At 64.9% G+C, this 18433-nt stretch carries 15 protein-coding genes; 9 read left to right on the forward strand and 6 right to left on the reverse strand.

Annotation, left to right across the window (positions count from 1 at the left end; translation table 11 throughout):
* Nucleotides 1–8: 8 nt before the first annotated feature.
* Entirely contained in the window at nucleotides 9–626 is a 618-nt protein-coding gene (coaE, locus tag VAE54_RS07565) for a dephospho-CoA kinase (RefSeq protein ID WP_322801340.1), read from the reverse strand.
* A 359-nt stretch (nucleotides 627–985) separates the two neighbouring features.
* Between coaE and VAE54_RS07570 the strand changes: the two genes are divergently transcribed.
* From VAE54_RS07570 to rimO, 4 genes are all read left to right on the forward strand, one after another.
* Entirely contained in the window at nucleotides 986–2467 is a 1482-nt protein-coding gene (locus tag VAE54_RS07570) for an FAD binding domain-containing protein (RefSeq protein WP_322801341.1), read from the forward strand.
* Nucleotides 2468–2542: 75 nt separating this feature from the next.
* The gene (locus VAE54_RS07575) at nucleotides 2543–4783 is read left to right on the forward strand and encodes a xanthine dehydrogenase family protein molybdopterin-binding subunit (RefSeq protein ID WP_322801342.1); all 2241 of its coding nucleotides are present in this window, start codon (nucleotides 2543–2545) and stop codon (nucleotides 4781–4783) included.
* Between the two features lie 220 nt (nucleotides 4784–5003).
* On the forward strand, nucleotides 5004–7574 hold the full coding sequence (gene priA / locus VAE54_RS07580) for a replication restart helicase PriA (protein WP_322801343.1): 2571 nt from the start codon (nucleotides 5004–5006) through the stop codon (nucleotides 7572–7574).
* Nucleotides 7575–7605: 31 nt separating this feature from the next.
* Nucleotides 7606–9027 carry a 30S ribosomal protein S12 methylthiotransferase RimO gene (gene rimO, locus VAE54_RS07585; protein ID WP_322801344.1) on the forward strand — a complete coding sequence of 474 codons (1422 nt, stop codon included), beginning with the start codon at nucleotides 7606–7608 and terminating at the stop codon, nucleotides 9025–9027.
* Nucleotides 9028–9443: 416 nt separating this feature from the next.
* Here the strand turns inward: rimO and VAE54_RS07590 are convergent, their stop codons facing one another.
* The 4 genes from VAE54_RS07590 to VAE54_RS07605 form a co-directional block, all read right to left on the reverse strand.
* Nucleotides 9444–10196 (reverse strand): hypothetical protein, encoded by a 753-nt coding sequence (locus tag VAE54_RS07590; RefSeq protein ID WP_322801345.1) that lies wholly within the window; start codon nucleotides 10194–10196, stop codon nucleotides 9444–9446.
* Between the two features lie 716 nt (nucleotides 10197–10912).
* A complete protein-coding gene (locus VAE54_RS07595) occupies nucleotides 10913–11560 on the reverse strand; it encodes a hypothetical protein (protein ID WP_322801346.1) in 648 nt (215 codons plus the stop codon).
* A gap of 165 nt (nucleotides 11561–11725) precedes the next feature.
* Nucleotides 11726–12658 (reverse strand): HAMP domain-containing sensor histidine kinase, encoded by a 933-nt coding sequence (locus VAE54_RS07600; RefSeq protein WP_322801347.1) that lies wholly within the window; start codon nucleotides 12656–12658, stop codon nucleotides 11726–11728.
* Complete coding sequence (locus tag VAE54_RS07605; RefSeq protein WP_322801348.1) at nucleotides 12655–13419, reverse strand: response regulator transcription factor; 765 nt, start codon at nucleotides 13417–13419, stop codon at nucleotides 12655–12657. The genes VAE54_RS07600 and VAE54_RS07605 overlap by 4 nt, the downstream gene beginning before the upstream one ends.
* A gap of 249 nt (nucleotides 13420–13668) precedes the next feature.
* Between VAE54_RS07605 and VAE54_RS07610 the strand changes: the two genes are divergently transcribed.
* Nucleotides 13669–14346, forward strand: coding sequence for a pyrimidine 5'-nucleotidase (locus tag VAE54_RS07610; protein WP_322801349.1), 678 nt, complete (start codon nucleotides 13669–13671; stop codon nucleotides 14344–14346).
* A gap of 23 nt (nucleotides 14347–14369) precedes the next feature.
* Here VAE54_RS07610 and VAE54_RS07615 read toward each other — a convergent pair whose 3' ends face one another.
* Nucleotides 14370–15185: an SDR family oxidoreductase gene (locus tag VAE54_RS07615; RefSeq protein ID WP_322801350.1), complete on the reverse strand. Its 816-nt coding sequence runs from the start codon at nucleotides 15183–15185 to the stop codon at nucleotides 14370–14372.
* A gap of 203 nt (nucleotides 15186–15388) precedes the next feature.
* Here VAE54_RS07615 and VAE54_RS07620 point away from each other — a divergent pair, with 203 nt between their 5' ends.
* The 4 genes from VAE54_RS07620 to VAE54_RS07635 all read left to right on the forward strand — a co-directional run bounded on the left by VAE54_RS07620 (nucleotide 15389) and on the right by VAE54_RS07635 (nucleotide 18431).
* Nucleotides 15389–16279 (forward strand): MBL fold metallo-hydrolase, encoded by an 891-nt coding sequence (locus VAE54_RS07620; protein WP_322801351.1) that lies wholly within the window; start codon nucleotides 15389–15391, stop codon nucleotides 16277–16279.
* Nucleotides 16276–17106 carry a hypothetical protein gene (locus tag VAE54_RS07625; RefSeq protein WP_322801352.1) on the forward strand — a complete coding sequence of 277 codons (831 nt, stop codon included), beginning with the start codon at nucleotides 16276–16278 and terminating at the stop codon, nucleotides 17104–17106. Before VAE54_RS07620 ends, VAE54_RS07625 begins: the two co-directional genes overlap by 4 nt.
* Nucleotides 17107–17205: 99 nt before the next feature.
* Nucleotides 17206–17835, forward strand: a complete 630-nt coding sequence (locus VAE54_RS07630) for a DNA-3-methyladenine glycosylase (protein WP_322801353.1) — start codon at nucleotides 17206–17208, stop codon at nucleotides 17833–17835.
* 257 nt (nucleotides 17836–18092) lie between these two features.
* Nucleotides 18093–18431 (forward strand): hypothetical protein, encoded by a 339-nt coding sequence (locus VAE54_RS07635; RefSeq protein WP_322801354.1) that lies wholly within the window; start codon nucleotides 18093–18095, stop codon nucleotides 18429–18431.
* Nucleotides 18432–18433: the final 2 nt, after the last annotated feature.

The following is an 18433-nucleotide window of genomic DNA, read 5'->3' on the forward strand; positions in this document are numbered from 1 at the left end:
TCCGCCCTTTAAACGTTCCTCAACCGTGGATCCACCCATTCGCGCCATGCACGCTCAACCTGACGACGGGTCATTTCCAGATCCCCACTGTTATCGATGATGACATCGGCATACCGGATCTTTTCCTCTTGGGGGGGCTGGGCGTGGACCCGAACGCGGGCCTCCTCCTCCGTGAGCCCGCGCTCGACCACCAGGCGACGGATCTGCTCGGGCTCCGGGCAGGTGACCACCCACAGGGTATCGCAGGCCCGGGCGAACCCGGATTCGATGAGCTTGATCGCCTCGATGACAATCGCCGGGGCCTCTGAACAGGCATGGATCTGTCGCTGGATCTCCTCCAGCACCGCCGGGTGAACGACGGCTTCCAGATCCTGCAGGGCGCTGGGATCCCGGAAAACGATCGCCCCAAGGCGCCGGCGATCGATCTCCCCATCCGGCCCGAGGATTTCCTCCCCAAAGCGGCGGAGGATGGATTCATAGGCCGGAGTGCCTTTCCGGATCACCTCATGGGCGATCGCGTCCGCATCAATGATATATGCTCCCTTCTCCGCCAGCATGCGGGCCACCGTGCTTTTGCCACAGGCGATGTTCCCGGTCAGGCCAATCAAAACCGGTCGCTTCCCCATCCGATGCCCCACAAGCGCCCGGCTTCCGGTTCAGGCCGTAAGCCTGAAGAGGCAAACGTCGCGGATGCCCCTTTCTTCCATGCTGAGCCAGGGCCGCCTTCGGGCGGCCCGCCCCAGGGAAACGGTGTGGGAAAGAGGACCCCCGCCTTTGTCGATCGGAGCCGAACGGCGTGCGTTTTATGATAATGATAACGCTCTATTTGAAAGTCCGAGGATACGAATAGCGGGCCCGCCGAAGGCGCCCATGCCCTGAGATCCAGGGAGTTGGAGAGACCGTCCGAATCCCGTTAAACTTAGGTGGGAAAAGCGTTCCCGGACTGGAGAAGATGAACCCATCCGCTCATCCAAGGGGGATTCCGATGTGGAAAGCTTACTACACTCCAGTGTCCCTGGAGGAGGTTCTGAGCCTGCTGGCGGAATATGGCCACCGGGCGCGGATCATCGCCGGGGGCACCGATTTGCTCCTGGAGCTGGAAAGGGGTCAGCGCCCCGGCGTGGAGATCCTGATCGACATTACCCGGATCCCCAACCTGGATGCCATCACCATCGGCCCGGATGGGCGCCTGCATCTGGGGCCTCTGGTCACGCATAATCAGGTGGTGGCCTCCCTTCTCTGTCGTGAGCGGGCCTTCCCGCTGGCCCGGGCCTGCTGGGAAGTGGGATCTCCCCAGATCCGGAATCGGGGCACGGTGGCCGGCAACCTGATCACCGCCTCGCCGGCGAATGACACCATCGTGCCCCTGTGGGCGATGGATGCTACCGTGACCCTCCAAAGCGCGCGGGGCCGGCGCACCCTCTCCTTCGAGGAGTTTTACCAGGGGGTCCGCCGGACCGCCATGGCCCCCGATGAGATGCTGGTGGATATCGCGTTGGAGCCCCTGAAGCCGAACGAGCGAGGAACTTTCCTCAAGCTCGGATTGCGCCGGTTTCAGGCGATTTCCGTGGTCAGCGTCGCCGCTGTCGTCGCTCTGGAGGGTGACCGGGTAGCCCGGGCCCGGATCGCCCTGGGGGCGGTGGCGCCGACCATTGTCCGGGCCCGGGAGGCGGAGGCGTTCCTGCAGGGGCAACGCTTGACCGAGGACGTGATCGAACGGGCAGGGGAACTGGCCCAGGCCGCAGCCCGTCCCATCGATGATATCCGCGGGCCGGCCTGGTATCGCGCGGAGATGGTCCGGGTGCTCACCATGCGCGCCCTGCGCCAGCTGCGGGAAGGAACCGAGCGGATGGGCTTTCCGGAGCGCCCGGTGCTGCTCTGGAGGCGCCCCGACGGGCAGCCCCGCCCCTGGCTCTCCATCCCCCCCGAGCTCATCACCTGGAACGGTCGGGTTCGTCATCTGGCGGAGGGCCCTGAGCCGATCGTTACCACGGTCAACGGGCGTCGCTATGTGGTGCATGGCGCCAGCGACAAGACCCTCCTGCGCATGCTGCGGGAGGATCTGCGGCTGGTGGGCACGAAGGAGGGATGCGCCGAGGGAGAATGCGGCGCGTGCACCGTGATCCTGGACGGCATGGCGGTCATGTCCTGCTTGGTCCCGGCGCCCCGGGCCCACGGGGCGGAGATCGTGACCGTGGAAGGCGTGGCGGCCGGGGAGAGCCTTCACCCGCTGCAGGCCGCTTTCATCCGCCAGGGAGCCGTCCAGTGCGGATACTGCACGCCAGGCTTTATCATGTCCGGCGTCGTGTTGCTGGACGAAGTACCCCAACCCACGCCGGAGGAGATCCGTCAGGCTTTTGCGGGGAATCTCTGCCGGTGCACCGGCTATTACAGCATCATCCGCGCGGTGGAAGAAGCCGCCGGCGGGAGGGGCTCAACGTTCCGGAAGGAGCCGGAGACCCGCTGAGCGCTTTCCATGCTTTACCATGACTACGCGCCTCCCGGCGCGATCGGATGAGCTCTTCAGCGGAGGAATCCAGCTATGGCCATCGGGATCTCCATCCCGCGGATAGACGCCGAAGGAAAGGTTACGGGTCGGACTCCCTATCCGGGAGATCTGGATCTGCCCGGACAGCTATTCCTGAAGGTGAAATGGGCGGGTCGGGCCCCGGCCCGGATCCGGCGGATCGATACGCGCCGGGCGGAGGCATTGCCGGGCGTGGCGGCGGTGTTCACCGCGAAGGATGTGCCGGTGAACGAATACGGCCTGATTTACTTTGATCAACCGGTGATCTGTGGCCCGGGGAGCAAGCCGGGCGCGGATGTGGTTCGCTACGAGGGGGATGTGGTCGCCCTGGTGGCGGCGGAGAGCGAGAAGATCGCGGCCCGGGCGGTCGATCTCATCGAGGTGGAATACGAGGATCTCCCCGGCGTCTATGATCCCGAGGAGGCCCTGCGCCCGGGCGCCCCCCAGGTTCACCCGGATTATCCGGGGAACTTGCTGTGCCATTATCGGATCCGCCAGGGGGATGTGGAGGCGGCCTTCCGGGAGGCGGCGGTGATCGTGGAGGGAACTTACCGGACGCCGTTCCAGGAACATGCCTACCTCCAGCCGGAGGCAGGGATTGCCTATATCGATGAGGAGGGACGCATCACGGTGGTGACCGCTGGGCAGTGGGCCCACGAGGATCGCCATCAGATCGCCCATGCCCTGGGGCTCCCCGAGGATCGGATCCGGGTGATCTATGCAGCGATCGGCGGAGCCTTCGGCGGCCGGGAGGATATGTCGGTGCAGATCCTCCTGGCCCTGGCAGCGTGGAAGCTGGGCCGCCCGGTGAAGATTCTCTGGAGCCGCGAGGAATCCATCATCGGCCATCACAAGCGCCACCCGGTGGTGGCCCGGGTGCGCTGGGCGGCGGATCGGGAGGGGCGATTGCTGGCGGTGGAGGCCGATGTGATCGCCGACGTCGGCGCCTACGCGTATACCTCCACCAAGGTCCTGGGCAACATCACCATGTCGATCTGCGGCCCCTATGAGGTCCCCAACGTTCGGGCCGATATCCGGGGGGCGCTCACGAACAATCCTCCGACCGGGGCGATGCGAGGCTTCGGAGCGCCTCAAGCCCTCTTCATCGCGGAGACCCAGATGAACAAACTCGCCCAGGCCCTGGGGATGGATCCGGTCGAGATCCGCCTGAAAAACGCATGGCGCGAGGGCTCCCGCATGCCCACCGGCGGGATGGTCCCGGAGGGGGTGAGCCTTCCCGAAGTCATCCAAGCATGCGCTCGAGCGGCCGGCTGGCGCCAGACAGCGGGCGGCTGGATCCGGCCAGAGGCGCCCTCCTCGACGGATCCGACGAAACGATACGGCTGGGGGTTCGCCTGCGGTTTCAAGAACATCGCCTACAGCTTCGGCTTCCCGGAGCATTGCTGGGCCCGCGTGGAGCTGCACGGCGACGCCCATATCGAGAAGGCCATCGTCTTCCACGCCGGCGCCGACGTGGGACAGGGAGCCCATACGGTGATGATCCAGATGGCGGCCGAGGCCCTCGGGGTGCCGCCGGAGCGGATTGAGCTCCGCGCCTCGGATACCGCGTTCACGGAGAGCTCGGGAAGCTCCTCCGCCTCCCGCATGACCTTTATGGCGGGCCACGCCATCCGGGGCGCAGCGGAACGGGCCCTGGCCGCATGGCGCAACGAAGAGCGCCCGGCCGTCGGTGAATTCACCTACCGGCCGGTGCGCACCTTCCCCTTTGATCCAGAGACCGGCTTCTCCGAACGCCCCAACGTGACCTACGGCTACGTCGCCGAGGCGGTCCTCGTCGAGGTCGACATGGAGACCGGTCATGTGCGCCCGGTGAAGGTGATCTGCGCGGATGATGTGGGGCGGGCGGTGAACCCGATCAACGTCAGGGGTCAGATCGAGGGCGGGGTCGTGCAGGCCGTCGGCTACGCCATCACGGAGAACTTCATCGTGCAGCAGGGTCGTATCCTCACCCGCCACCTCAGCACCTATCTGATCCCCGGGATCTACGATATTCCCGAGGAGATCGAAAGCCTGATCCTGGAGCATCCGGACCCATTGGGCCCATGGGGGGTCAGGGGGATGGCCGAGATGCCCTTCCTCCCGCTGGCCCCTGCCCTCATCGCCGCCGTTCACGATGCCACGGGCGTCTGGTTCGAGGCGTTCCCGTTGACACCGGATCGGGTCTATGCGGGGTTGTATCCTGATCGGGTGAAAGGAACAGCCATCCGCAAAGAGGGGCCCGAACAGGCCCCCTGAACGGAAGCCATGCGGCTGGCCCCTTCATGGGGGAAGAAATCTTCCCGCCTTCCCGGGTGGAGCCCGGCGGCGGCCCGGCCCGGAAAGAGATCCCAGGCTCTTCCATGGTCTCTGGAAGGCCCGTGATTTCTCTCACTGATGTCATCCAGAGGGAAGAAGAGAGAAGGGGGAGATCCGCTTCTTCCTTCCTCTGGAGAGGATTTTCAGCGAGCAGATCCCGATGGCTCTGGAGATCGCTGTCCTGGCCGCCAGCGCGGCCTATGCCGGTGGCGTTTTCCCTTACGAAGAACCCGAGGGCCCGGATGGTCATCTCCGGCCCGGGCACCTCGTGCTGGTGCCGTTCGGGCGAAGCGGGCGGCCCGAGCCGGGGATTGTGCTGCGCCGGATCCCCGGCAAGAGCTTCACCCGTCCCCAGAAGGGCGACCGGGTGGAGAACGGCCGCGCCCGGAAAGCGGTGCTGCGCTGTCTGGAAGAGGACCCTATTCTGGACCCCCCGCGCCTGGAATGGGCCGCCTGGCTGAGCCGGACGTATCTGGCCCCGATCAATGAGTGCCTCCGCCTGATGATCCCCTCCGGCCTGATCCCCCGTCGAGAGCCGGTCTATGAGCGGATCTCCGGCCCCACGGGCGGGGAGCTGGAACAGGCGGTGGCGGTCTCGTTCGCGGAACATGTTCTGCTCACCGCGCTGACGGAGGGGCCGCTGACCCATAGCGAGGCGCACGCCGTCCTGCGGGATTTCCCCCTGGCGGAACGGCGACGCGCGCTCCAGCGCTTGCTCCAGCGGGGATGGATCCGGCGGGGCTGGCGAATCGGCGAACGCCGTCCTCCGATGCTCCGCTGGGTTCGCTTGAAGACCATGCCGGATCCGACCTTCCGCCTGGGACGCCATCGGGCGGTGGTCGAACGGCGGCGACGGCTGCTGGAACGCCTCGAGGAGACCGCGCGGCCGCTGCCCGCCGACTGGCTGCAGGCGGAGACCGGCTGCCGCGCGTATGATCTGCAACAGCTGGCCCGCTGGGGCTTCCTGGAGCTCTTCGAACAGCCAGCGTGGGAAACCTTCGATCCTTACCCGGTGCCGGAGGAGCCGCCGAATCTGACCCCCGACCAGGCGCTGGCATGGCGATCGATCGCCCGAGCCCTGGAGGCCGGTCGGTTCCATGCCTTCCTGCTCCATGGGATCACCGGCAGCGGGAAAACCGAGCTCTACCTGCGGGCTGTGGCGGAGACCTTGCGTCGGGGGAAGGGGGCGATCGTCCTGGTGCCGGAACTGGCCTTGACCCCCCAGACGGCGCGCCGCTTTGAAGCGCGCTTCCCGGGCCAGGTCGTCCTCTGGACCGGCGGGCTGTCTCCGGCTCAGGAACGGGCTTTGTGGGAGCGGGTGCGTCGTCGCCAGGCCCGGGTGATCGTGGGCACTCGCTCCGCCCTTTTCGTTCCCATCCCCGATCTGGGGTTGATCGTCATCGATGAGGCCCATGATCCGAGCTACAAGCAGGACATCGAGCCCCAGATCCCCTATCTTCTGCCCGCCTACCATGCGGTGGACGCCGCGCTGGCCCTGGCCCGCCTGGTGGAGGCGGTGGTCATCCTGGGCACCGCAACGCCCGGGGTAGAGCTGCGCCATCTGGCAGAGCGGGGCATGCTCGAGGAATTGAGCCTCCCCCGTCGCCTGCGCGGATATCGCCAGCGGCTGATGGAGCAGGCCCGGCAATTCGGGGCCTCCCTCGATCGGTTCGTGGAGGTGGAGACCGAAGCCCTGGAAAGCGGCCTGCCCCCGGTTGAGGTGGTGGATATGCGGCAGGAGCTGAAAGCCGGGAACACCGGGATCTTCAGCCGGGCGCTGGAGAAAGCCCTCGATCAGGTGCTCCGCCGCGGACAGCAGGCGATCCTGTTCCTGAACCGGCGGGGGGCCGCGCCCTTTCTGTTCTGCCGGGATTGCGGGCATCTGATCCGATGCGCCCGCTGTGATCTTCCCCTCGCGGAGCACCATCACCCCACCCGCTGGGTCTGTCATCACTGCGGCGCCGTGGAGAAACCAGCCGCTCGCTGCCCTCGATGCGGGTCCCGCCGGCTGAAGGGCATGGGCATCGGCACGCAGGCCGTGGAGGAGGCCGTCCGGAAGCGCTGGCCCGAAGCCCGGGTGCTGCGCTGGGATCTGGACGCCGCCCCGACCCGCGCCGCCCATGCGCTCATCTGGCAGCGTTTCGCCGACGGGGAGGCCGATGTCCTGATCGGAACCCAGGTGCTGACCAAGGGGCTGGATCTGCCGCTGGTGACCCTGGTCGGGGTGATCCTGGCCGACGTGGGGTTAGGGCTGCCGGATTTCCGGGCCGCCGAGCGGACCTTCCAGTCGCTGATCCAGGTGGCCGGCCGGGCCGGGCGGGGGCTCTTCGGCGGACGGGTGATCCTCCAGACCTACCGGCCGGATCATCCGGCGATTGCCGCAGCGGCGCGTTATGATTTAGAATGGTTCTATCGGAAAGAGCTGGCCTTCCGGAAGGCCCACGGATACCCTCCCTTCCAACGCCTGGTCCGCCTGCTTTACTGGCATGCGGATCCGGAGCGGGCCCGGGAGGCGGCGGAGCGGATGGGGGAGGCCCTGCGCCATCACCTGGAACGGAAAGGGGCCCCCCCCACCGCGATGATCGGCCCGGCCCCCTGCTACTTCAGCCGCCTGCGGGGGCTTTACCGGTGGCAGATCCTCCTCCGGGGTCCTGACCCGGTGGCCTGGCTTCGGGATTTCCCGCTGCCGCCGGACTGGCGGGTGGACGTGGATCCCCTGGATGTCCTGTGATCGGAACTCTCGGAAATCCGGAGCGTGGACGATGCCCGGGGCCTTCGCATCCCGCAAACGCTACCATCTGATCACGCTGGGCTGCGCGAAGAACGTGGTGGACTCCGCCAGCATGGCCCAGTTGCTGGAGGACGCCGGATATGAGTCCGTGGATCGCCCGGCCCGAGCGGACGTGCTCATTGTGAACACCTGCGGCTTCATCGAAGCGGCCCGGCAGGAATCCCTCCAGGTATTGCGGGAGCTGGCGGCCCGGAAGAAGAAAGGGCAGCTGCTCATCGCCGCCGGATGCCTCGCCCAGCGGTGGGGAGCCCGCCTGGTGGAGGAGGTGCCCGGGATCGACGGGGTCATCGGCACCCGGCGCTGGATGGATATCCTGGAGTTCATCGAGCGGCTGCGGGGGCGCATGATCCCCGAGCCCCTCTTCCATATCCCGGAGGGTGGGCCGATCCAGCGAGAGGAGCGCGGCGTGTTGCGCGCTGCGGTCCAGGGGGCCAGCGCTTATCTGAAGATCGCCGACGGCTGCCGTCGCCCATGCGCCTTCTGCGCCATCCCCCTCATCAAAGGCCCCGCTGTCAGCCGTCCGCCGGAGGTCATCTGGGCGGAGGCCCGTCGCCTGGTGGATCAGGGGGTGCGGGAGCTCATCCTCATCGCCCAGGACACCACGGATTATGGCCACGATCTGGGGATGCGGGATGGGCTGCCCACCCTGATCGAGGGCCTGGCCCAGCGGGTTCCCGAAGTGAAATGGATCCGCCTCATGTATGCCTACCCGGGCGCCGTCTCCGATCGCCTGATCGAAGTGATGGCCCGCTATCCCCAGGTGGCCCATTATCTGGATCTGCCGCTGCAGCACGGCCATCCCGCAGTCCTGCGCCGGATGCGCCGTCCGGCGAACATCGAGTGGGTCTATCGCACCATCGAGAAGCTCCGGAAGGCCATGCCCGATATCGCGATCCGCACGACCTTCATCGTGGGCTATCCCGGGGAGACCGAGGAGGAATTCGAGGCGCTGATCCGGTTCATTCAGGACCTGGAGTTCGATCGCGTCGGGTGTTTTACGTATTCTTACGAGCCGGAGACGCCCTCGGCCCGGCAACCCGGCCATCTCCCGGAGGAAGTCAAACAGGAACGCTATGAACGGCTGATGGCGGCTCAGCAGCCGATCTCCCTCCGCAAGAACCAGGCGCTGGTCGGGAAAACCCTGGAGGTGCTGATCGAGGGGACGGGAGACGGCCTGAGCGTGGGGCGGACGTATCGGGATGCCCCGGAAATCGATGGCCTGGTGCTGGTGGAAGGGGAATGGCCCGTGGGCCAGTTCCTCCCGGTGCGGATTACCGGGGCGATGACCTATGACCTCATCGGCGTGGTGGAAACTACCTCTCCTCGGGATCGGGGAACTCCCGCTCGAATTCCTCTCACCCCTTCCCCCCTCTCACGACATCCATCCCCATGAAACCCTTACGAGGGGCCGGGGCGATCGCCCCGGCCCCCAGGCTTTCAAGCTGACTCCTGTGGCCAGTCGATCCAACCGTCCTGAATCACTACGAGAGGCCGCCCCTCCCGACGCAGCCCTTCCGCCCGCTCCACATCCCCCGGTCTACCCCCCACAAGACCTCCAGGGCCAGTGGAGCAAGCCCTCGGGCCGCCGCTTCAGATTACCCCATCCACCCGCCGTGCCTCCTCGTATTCCTCCGGCGTGATCCACCCGGCGTCCAGCGCGCTCCCCAGCACCTGCACCTGGCGGAAATCCCAACGGCCGAAGTAGGCCGCCGCCCGCTTCCGATATGCGCGGTGAAAGGGGTTGCCTCACCCAGAATACCCTCCACCCCCTCGTCTACCGGCACGTCGAGAGGGATGTCCAGGACAGCGTCAGCGTATGGCTGGGTGGAACTGAGTCGGGGTTAGGGATAGCATCCTCGTCGGTGTGGCCGGGGCAGGTGGCGATGCTGTAGCTACCGAGGCGAGCAACGGGATACGGACGGCCCCCTCTGGGTGCGGCGGGCCCGTCCACCAGTCAAAGAGGCTGTCCCACTCTACATGACCATAATAGCCGAACCACTCGGGGGCAGGTGTCAGTTCGTCCACCACTTTCTGCGGTTCGCCCCCTTCGGTAGATACCAGCCATAACGATGCTCGTCCTTCCCTATTCAGCCGAGCAAAAAGGATGCGGCTTCCGTCAACTGACCACAGCGGGCGCTCATCACGGTAGGCTGGATCGTCTGTGAGACGATGATGCGACTGGCCCTCCACGTCCACCAACCAGATGCGCCGCTGCATCATCGCTTCGCGGGCCGGCTCCCCACCGGCCACTCCTTCTGCCGACGGCATGCTCACATAAGCGAGGGCTCGACCGTCCGGCGACCACGCCGGCGAAGCGACTGCTTCCTCAGAAGGAGAAAGGGGGATCTGTTCGCCTGTGGTGACGCGAATGATGTAAAGCCGCTTGCCCAGCCAGCTCTCACGGCCACTGCCGGCGACGACCGCGATCCAATCTGTCGCCATGGGGTGGGGAACGACGAAGTCCTCATAGACCAGTGTGGTTACAAGGCTTTGGGGCGGACCGCCGTCAAGGGGAAGACTCCACAACGGAGCGCCATCGGCCAGCAAAGAGCGCCGAGCCATCAGAGACCCATCCGGCCAGAATGGGCTCATACGTTTCAGTGTCCACATTGAGGAGTTGTGTGGCCTCACGCCCATCAGCACGGATGCGCCACAAGCTCGCATATCGCACGCTCTGCTGGTTTCTTGCTGGAGAGTTATATACTCGTATGCTAACCACTCCCCATTCGGACTCCAGGCAAAATGCACCACACCGGTGTGCGTTTGACCTCCTGCCCCTGACACAAGTTGCTGCTCATCTCCCCCACCCGCGCTGGCGACCACCAGAGCTCCATCAGGGGCAACATAGGCCAACCGGTCATCGGTGGGTGCCCATGCGAAAGCGCCCACGGCCCTGCCTTGGTTCAGCGGATAAGCAGCCCCGCTGTCGGCGCGCATCACCCAGACCTGATAATCGCCCTTGCGAAAGGCGATCCACCGACCCGAAGGGGACCAACGTGGCTCCCGGTTGCGGCCATCCGAGGTTAGACGCCGTGGCTGACCGTCCGGCAGGTCCTTAACCCACAGGTCACCACCCTGAATATAGGCCAGCCGGCCCAAGCCTGGCCCAGGCGTGGGGGAGCGGGCCACTTGAGCCGTGGCCGTGGCCTCGGCCGGAGTCATCACACGGGTTTTGATGGAAAAGGTGCCACAGCCAAGCAAGAAGTGCGTAAGCAACGCCAAGAAGAGAAGGTGTCTTTTCAACATGGTGTTAAGCCGCTGCCGGCTTTCGAATTTTATTAAGGCTGCCGAGTTGGCACGAGTTGGGGATAAGGCCAATATGGGCTCTTGGCTTCTACAATCCTCTCGACTTCTCGACCATCCTCAGTAACAAAATGCAACGTGAGCGGAACTTGCTGATCAGGCCTGGGGAACTGGATAAACCAGACGCCCTTCTCAACCGGCTCTACGATAATGTAGTAGTCGGCACCTACACGTTTGATGCTCTTCACCCGATGTAACAACACCCAGACTTCTGCTTTCTGAAGCTTCAGTATAGCATCCTGACGCTCAGGGTCGACGCACCGACTTCGCACATTTCCTTCAAGCGTCCAAAGCCCCGAAAGGTTGATGAGGTCGTATTCGTCGCTGGCATTACCGTAGACTACGAAGAAATTGTGGGTCCAGGGATACTGGGTGACCTTCTCATCGCCACCTGCGTACCGCCCAGAGTTCCCCCATTTTGCCTTTTGTTCCCCTTCGGTGGGTCGGGTCCAGGCGCTGGACTCGCCACAAATCTCAAACGGTATTTGCTCCCCCTGGACAGCAATCTTCGATATGCTTGCTTCGTTTGCAGTTGTTTCTTGGGGCGCTGACGCTGGCGCTGCACAGGCGACTCGTAATACAATCGCTAACGGCATAATTGAGAGCATACGTATCCTCTTCATCCCGCTCCCCTTTCCAGGTCGCTGTCCTTATGATTTGCCTCCCGGCTTCCTCCACAAAAATACAGGCTCAATACAATTCAGCTATTTTTGTTTTACTGCGTCCCATGTTTCACTGTGTTTCACACCAATGTCCATTCGAAAACAGCATGTTTCGATCCTGAAACATCACTTCTCTTTCGCCAGCGGCAACCACACCCGCACCACAGTGCCCTGACCTTCCCGGCTCCGCACGGCTACCTTCCCCCTGTGTAACGTTACGATGCGTTCCACCAGGGCCAACCCCAACCCGCTGCCGGGCACTTCCCGCGCGTTGCGCCCCCGGTACAGCTCCTCAAAAATGTGTGGCAACTCATCTGCTGGGATGCCCGGCCCCGTGTCTGCCACCTCCACCACCGCCCAATCCCCGTCCTCCACCACCCGCACCTCTACCCGATCACCTGCCCGCGTAAACTTCAGGGCGTTGTCCAACACGTTGCGAAAGGCCACGACCAGCAGCTCGTGATCCCCAAGCACGGGGCCGACAGACCAGGGGACTTGCTGGATGTGCATGTCCACTTTCCGGCCTTGCTCCCCGGCCTCCCCACAAACGAGGGTTAAGGCCTCTTCCAGAACCGCTTGCAGGTCGACGCGCGCCGGTTCGCTGGTGGCATCCTCCAGTTCCGTCAGCCACCGGAGGCCGGCCACAAACGCCTCCAGCCGTCCCACCTGTTCCGCGAGCCGCGCCAGCCTTTCGGCTTCATTAGGGGACCGATCGGTTAAGGGCTGTAAGTTGGCCAATCCCACGCGCAGGATGGCTAATGGGTTCTTGAGTTCGTGGTCCAGCCGGCGCAGAAAGCGGCGGTGGGCGGCCACCTGGGCGGCACGGGCGGCGGCTTCGGCTGCCGTGATGCGGCGGCGCAGCCACGCGCGCCAAGCCCACCCAACCCCCCATGTCAAGCTCACAAACCCACCGATGCCGACGGCCAGTGCGGCAGCGTCTACCACAAAGGTGCTAACCAACACCCGATTGGGCAACAGGCCGCGGGCCAACAGGACGGAAAGGAGCAGACCGAGGAGGAAAGGGGCGATCGTCACCACTATGCGCACACTGCGTCTCACGGGATGCCCTCCACATCGCCGATGAACCGGTAGCCGTATCCGACAACCGTCTCGATGTAGCGAGGGGATTCCGGATCGTCGTCCAGTGCCTTGCGGATCTCAGCGATCCGGATGTCCACCGCGCGCGGGCCAACGGGGTAGGCCCACCCCCACACCTGGTCCAGGAGGTGTTCCCGGGTCAAGACCTCGCCCGCGTGCAGCATCAGGAACTCAAGGAGAGCGAAGGCCCGCGGGGTGAGGGCGAGCCCCACCCCTGCGCGCCACGCCTTTCGAGCCTGCCGGTCCAGCACCAACTCCCCACACCGCAGGCGGCGAGCCGTCAAAGGGGGTTTACCCGGCCGGGCACGGCGCAACACGGCCTGGATGCGCGCCACCAGCTCCATCGGCTCAAAGGGCTTGTTCAGGTAATCGTCGGCCCCCTCCTGGAGGCTGAACGCCCGCTCCGCGGGCGTGCCCACCCGGGTCAGAAGGATGACCGGCGTCCAATCACCGGCCTGTCGCAACCGGCGGAGCACTTCCCGGCCATCCAGGCGGGGCATGAGCACATCCAACACGACCAGATCCGGCCGCTCCTCGGCAATGCGGCGGAGGGCCTCTTCCCCGTGACGTGCCGTGAGCACGCAGAACCCGAAGCGTTCCAGCAGAGATGTGAGTTCGGCCAACAGGTCTGGTTCATCATCGACCAGCAGGATACGGGGCCTGTGCGAGGTCCTGGGTTTCCCCCCGTTGGCTGAGGCGGGCAACACGCTCTCACTTTCCACTTCACACCCTTATTGTATTGAACCATAGCCACGCCGTCGAACGGCGGGGACCGCAGCGTATCCATGGCCACACACAGGAAGCATCAGAAAAAACAAGGAAGAGCAAAGAGCAGGCAAGCGGGACTTTACATGCATCCCCACTGCCTTCTTCGCCCCGAGAGGCATAAACAGCGGAATTTTGGCCAAACTCCCGCCTCGCATTAAACTGAATATCCCCACGGAGGGGAAAATGGAAGAGGTGAGCTGGCCATGGGCGGCCCCCGCTTGCGCTATCTGATCCTGGACCTGGACGATACGCTGTATCCCCGCCGCTCCGGGTTAATGGATCTCATCAGTGAGCGGATCGGCCGCTACATGGTGGAGCGCCTGGGATTTCCCCCTGCCGAGGCGGAAGCGCTGCGGCAGCGCTATTACGCCCAGTATGGGACCACCCTGCGGGGGCTGATGGAGGAACATTCGATCGACCCCGAGGATTATCTCGCTTATGTCCACGATGTGCCGCTCGAGGCCTATATCCAGCCCAACTCCGCCCTGGATCGGATGCTGGGCCGGATCCCTCTGACGAAGGTGATCTTCACGAACGCCAGCGAGGAGCATGCGCGGCGGGTGATCGAGCGTCTGGGGATCGCCCATCACTTCCCGATCATCCTGGATGTGCGTCGTCTGGAATATTACAATAAGCCGGACCCCGAGGCTTACCGGCGGATCCTCCAGCACCTGCGGGCCCAGGGGCCGGAGTGCATCTTCGTGGATGACTCGGCTCGCAACCTCCGCCCGGCGCGAGCGCTGGGGATGATCACCATCCTCGTGGATGGCCAGCCGGAGGAGGGGGTGGATTTCCACGTCCCGGACATCCTGAGCATCGAGCCGGTGATCCGGCGCCTGCTCCTGGAGCGCAACGGAGATGTGAAAGACGATTCCGCATGACCCCGCCCCGGGGTCGAGCCGCTTCATTCGCCTCCCTCACCCCGGGCTTTCTCCAGATGGCGTAGCCACGCGCGGCCCTGCCGCGCAGCCCCCCAATCGACCAGGCGGGGCAGCGCCCGGTTGATCCAGATCGCCGGGACGTAGCGGGCGGGGATCACGATCTCGGGCACCGGCCGGCGCAATGCCCGGGCGATCGCCCGGGCGACCGCCTCGGGGTTCAGCCCCCCGGGCACCTCACCGGGATCCACCGCCAGCCCGCTGGCGGCCCGTCCGAACTCCGTGCGAACCGGCCCCGGGCTGATCACGGTGACGTGAATGCCGTGCGGCTCCAGCTCACGTCGCAACCCCTCACTGAATCCCACCACGGCAAACTTCGTGGCGGAATAGACCGTGAGGGGCGGGGTGGAGATATGTCCGGCGACGGAGGCGACGTTGATGATATGACCGCGCCCCAGCCGCCGCATGCCCGGCAACACCAGCTGCACCAGATGGATCATCGCCAGGATATTCACCTGGAACATCCGCTCGATCACTTCCCAGGGGGTCTGGGCCACGGTCCCGTAGTAGCCGAAGCCCGCGTTATTAATCAGCACCTCCACCGGGCCCCATGCCTCCTCCACCTGACGCACCAGGGCCTGACGGTCCGAGAAGCTGGCCAGGTCCGCCGGGATCACCAGGGCGGCACCGCCCTGAGCGCGGATCTCCTGAGCCAGGGCCTCCAGGCGATCCCGGCGCCGGGCGGTTAGGACCACGCGCATGCCCTGGCGGGCCAGCCACCGAGCGGTGGCCGCCCCAATTCCACTGCTTGCCCCCGTGATCAGAACGGTCTGCTCTCCCATATGCCTCTCCCAGGATGGAACTCGGCTGCACCCTCTCGCCCTGTGATAAGTTTAGAATACAAGCACGCTCGGATTCTGGAAAATCGGATGTTGTTGACGATCCCAGGAAGTCCTCTTAAAATGCGTGCCGTGAGCCATGATCCCATCAGACCCGTGGAACACCCGCCTGGGATCGGGAATTTCCAAGGAGATCACGTCCGCCCATGCAACGGGATCGAATTACAGATGACATTTATGTCCTTACCAGCGACCGGTATGCCCAGGTGAACGCGGGGGTGGTTCTCGCCTCCGAGGGGGTCGTGGTGATCGATACCCTTCCATTTCCCGAGGAAACGCGGGAAATCCTCAGGCTATTGGAGAAAGAAGCCGCGGGGCGTCCGATCTACCTGGTCCTCACCCATTATCACACGGATCACACCTTTGGCGCGTGCTTCTTTTCGAACGCGATCGCCATCGCCCACACCCTTTGCCGAAAGCGCCTGGAAGAACATGGGGAACAAGCCCTTCAGGAGGCGAAAGCGCAGGACCCTGCCTTTGCTCCGTTGAGCCTTCGTCTTCCTGAGGTCGTCGTGGAAGAAGGCGATCTCCTGCTGCGCCTGGGGAACAAAACGCTGCAGCTGTTCCACGCGCCCGGTCACTCCCCGGATGGGCTGGCCGTCTATGTTCGCGAGGATCGAATTCTTTTCACCGGGGATGTCATGATGCCCATCCCTTACATCGTGGATGGCGATGTCGAGCAGACCATCGCCACCCTTCAGCGCTTCCGGGAGCTTCAGATCGAGACCATGGTCCCCGGCCACGGTGAGCCGATCCTTCGGGGGGAGGTGCTGGACGCGATTCAGGCCAACATCAATTACCTGAACACAATTGTGCGCGAGGTTCGGCGCTACCTCCAGCAGGGGAAGCCCCGGGAGGCGCTGCGAGAACTGGATGTGGAAAGCTGTGGGATCCCCCGCATTGCCCTGAACGGCCTGGCCCCACAGCTGCACCACCGCAACCTGATCGCGCTGTATCAGCGCCTCAGCCCAGAGGTCCGACCTGCCTCCAGGGCGCGGGCAACCAAAACCTCCTCACGCTCCTCCAGGGCCACATGAGCGTCTGGGAACGGGCCCGACGACGCGGCCGCTTTCTGGAGCTGATTCTGGAAGATAAGCGGGAGGAGCTAACGCGACGACGTCGCGTGCTGGATGAAGGGGCCTTGCGCCTGCAAACCCGCCTCTGGCCCGCCCCCATTCCCCTTCGAACCGTCCTTCCCGATCCCCAGGGCCGGCTCCGACCCGTGGTCGCCCTGATGCGAGCTGCCCCCTTCCATGGACTGTTACGCCCCTCTTATGATCCGGTCCGCCTCGCTCTCTCCCTGGCGACTCGTGGGGTCGCCGCCCTGGTGGTCATGACCGACGCGCGTTACTATCAGGGCCGCCTGGAACATCTGGCAGCGGTGAAACAGGCCCTGCTCCGCCGACGGCTGAACATCCCGGTGATCCGCCACGATTTTTTCCTCGATCCCTTCCAGGTGCTGGAGGCCCGGGCCTTCGGGGCCGACGCCATCTGGATCAGCATGGGCATGCTGAGCCCCTCCGGCCTTCGAGCCCTTCTGGAGGCCGCCGCGGAATGCGGCCTGGAGGTCCTGGCGGAGGTTCGCACCGAGGCTGAAGTGGAAGCCGCCCGGGCGGCCGGCCTGGATGCCCTCATCGTCCAGCGGCGAGACTGGCGGACCTTTGAGGTGGATCCCACGCTGCCTGCTCGGCTGCGTCCACTGCTCCCCAGGGAAGCCATTCAGATCGTCGCCGGAGGGATCTCCACCCGTCAGGAGATCGAGGAAATCCAGACGCTGGGCTTTCACGCGGTGATTTTAGAGGAAACCTTCCTGAGCGCTCGGGATCCCATGACCCGCTTGAGCGAGGTGGGCTTCGGATCCTGAACAGAGCTTCCATAGAGGAGAAAAATATTCTTTGGGTAGAGGCGTCTGCAGCGCCCCGATTTCCCCAAAAGGACACTCTTCTTCCCGCATGAGCTGGCCATGCGGAGCACCCTTTCCAAACCGCCGGCTCCCGAGACGATGCAACGGCTACCTCGCGCGTTCTTCGAGCGGCCCACCTTAGAGGTCGCCCGGGATCTCCTGGGGCGACGCCTCGTGCATCTGGTCCGTGGGCGTCGGATCTCGGGGCGCATTGTGGAAGTGGAGGCTTATATTGGAGAGGATGACCAGGCCTCCCATGCCGCCGTCGGTCGCACCGCTCGCAATGCGGTGATGTATGGCCCGCCCGGACATGCCTATGTCTATATGATCTACGGCCAGCACTATTGCCTGAACGTCGTCACGGAACCGGAAGGGTTCCCGGCGGCCATCCTGATCCGGGCTCTGGAGCCCGAGGAGGGGCGCTCATGGATCGCCCGTCGGCGCCCCGGGATCCCGGAGCGGGACTGGTTGCGGGGCCCCGGGCGGGTCTGCGCCGGGCTGGGCATCGACCGGAGGCTGAACGGCCACGATCTGTGCGCGCCGGATGCCCGGCTCTGGATCGAGCTCGGGGAGCCCGTTCCCGATGATCAGGTGGCCACGGGCCCCCGCGTCCGGGTACGCGGGGATCTCCTCGCCCGCACCCGACCGTGGCGGTTTTACATCCGCGATCACCCATGCGTGTCGGATTAGCGCTTCGTCCAGCTAGGATTTCAGGACACGGGGCGCCCGGATCCCTGGGTTCCGTGCGGGCAGGCCGCCGCAGCAACCCGCCCGCGCGAAAGCTCCGCCCGAAAAAGCATGAGGAGCGCGCCTGGTGGGTGGTGGCCAGCGCTTCCGCAGGGCGGTGGCACTGGCGGGACTTTTTCCAAGACCCAGCGGAGGAGGGGCGGAACTGGGGAGGGCGGGAATGGATCCGCTCACCGGTCTCATGGGCCCGGATCCGGGAGATGCGAAAGGGAGATATTGTGGTGGCCTATCAGGCCGGCGAGGGGATCATCGGCCTGGCCCGACTGGCCTCGGATGGCTACCCGGAGGTCGAAGGGGGGCCTTATGATACCTTCGACCTGGCCCCCACGCCCACCGTATGGCTCCGTGAGCCCGTCCCCCTTTTCCTGGTGCGTCAGATCCCTCAGGCGCGCGCCCACTTCGAGTTCCTCCGGGTTCGCCACGGCACGGTTTTCCGGATCACCCCAGAGGGCTTTGAGGCCCTTCTGCATCTGATCCGCGCGCTGAACCCGGAGCAGGCTCCGGAGCTCCAGACGTTCCTGGAGAAGCGTAACCAGTGAGA

The sequence above is a fragment of the Thermoflexus sp. genome (genome assembly GCF_034432235.1).
In the GTDB taxonomy this organism is placed as follows: domain Bacteria; phylum Chloroflexota; class Anaerolineae; order Thermoflexales; family Thermoflexaceae; genus Thermoflexus.

Excerpts from the sequence above, each read along its gene's own strand:
- VAE54_RS07575 (WP_322801342.1), top strand. The coding sequence starts at position 2,543 with ATGGCCATCGGGATCTCCATCCCGCGGATAGACGCCGAAGGAAAGGTT.
- VAE54_RS07630 (WP_322801353.1), top strand. The coding sequence starts at position 17,206 with ATGCGGAGCACCCTTTCCAAACCGCCGGCTCCCGAGACGATGCAACGG.
- rimO (WP_322801344.1), top strand. The coding sequence starts at position 7,606 with ATGCCCGGGGCCTTCGCATCCCGCAAACGCTACCATCTGATCACGCTG.
- VAE54_RS07570 (WP_322801341.1), top strand. The coding sequence starts at position 986 with ATGTGGAAAGCTTACTACACTCCAGTGTCCCTGGAGGAGGTTCTGAGC.
- VAE54_RS07610 (WP_322801349.1), top strand. The coding sequence starts at position 13,669 with ATGGGCGGCCCCCGCTTGCGCTATCTGATCCTGGACCTGGACGATACG.
- VAE54_RS07635 (WP_322801354.1), top strand. The coding sequence starts at position 18,093 with ATGCGAAAGGGAGATATTGTGGTGGCCTATCAGGCCGGCGAGGGGATC.
- VAE54_RS07590 (WP_322801345.1), bottom strand. The coding sequence starts at position 10,196 with ATGGCTCGGCGCTCTTTGCTGGCCGATGGCGCTCCGTTGTGGAGTCTT.
- priA (WP_322801343.1), top strand. The coding sequence starts at position 5,004 with ATGGCTCTGGAGATCGCTGTCCTGGCCGCCAGCGCGGCCTATGCCGGT.
- VAE54_RS07615 (WP_322801350.1), bottom strand. The coding sequence starts at position 15,185 with ATGGGAGAGCAGACCGTTCTGATCACGGGGGCAAGCAGTGGAATTGGG.
- VAE54_RS07595 (WP_322801346.1), bottom strand. The coding sequence starts at position 11,560 with ATGAAGAGGATACGTATGCTCTCAATTATGCCGTTAGCGATTGTATTA.
- VAE54_RS07625 (WP_322801352.1), top strand. The coding sequence starts at position 16,276 with ATGAGCGTCTGGGAACGGGCCCGACGACGCGGCCGCTTTCTGGAGCTG.
- coaE (WP_322801340.1), bottom strand. The coding sequence starts at position 626 with ATGGGGAAGCGACCGGTTTTGATTGGCCTGACCGGGAACATCGCCTGT.
- VAE54_RS07620 (WP_322801351.1), top strand. The coding sequence starts at position 15,389 with ATGCAACGGGATCGAATTACAGATGACATTTATGTCCTTACCAGCGAC.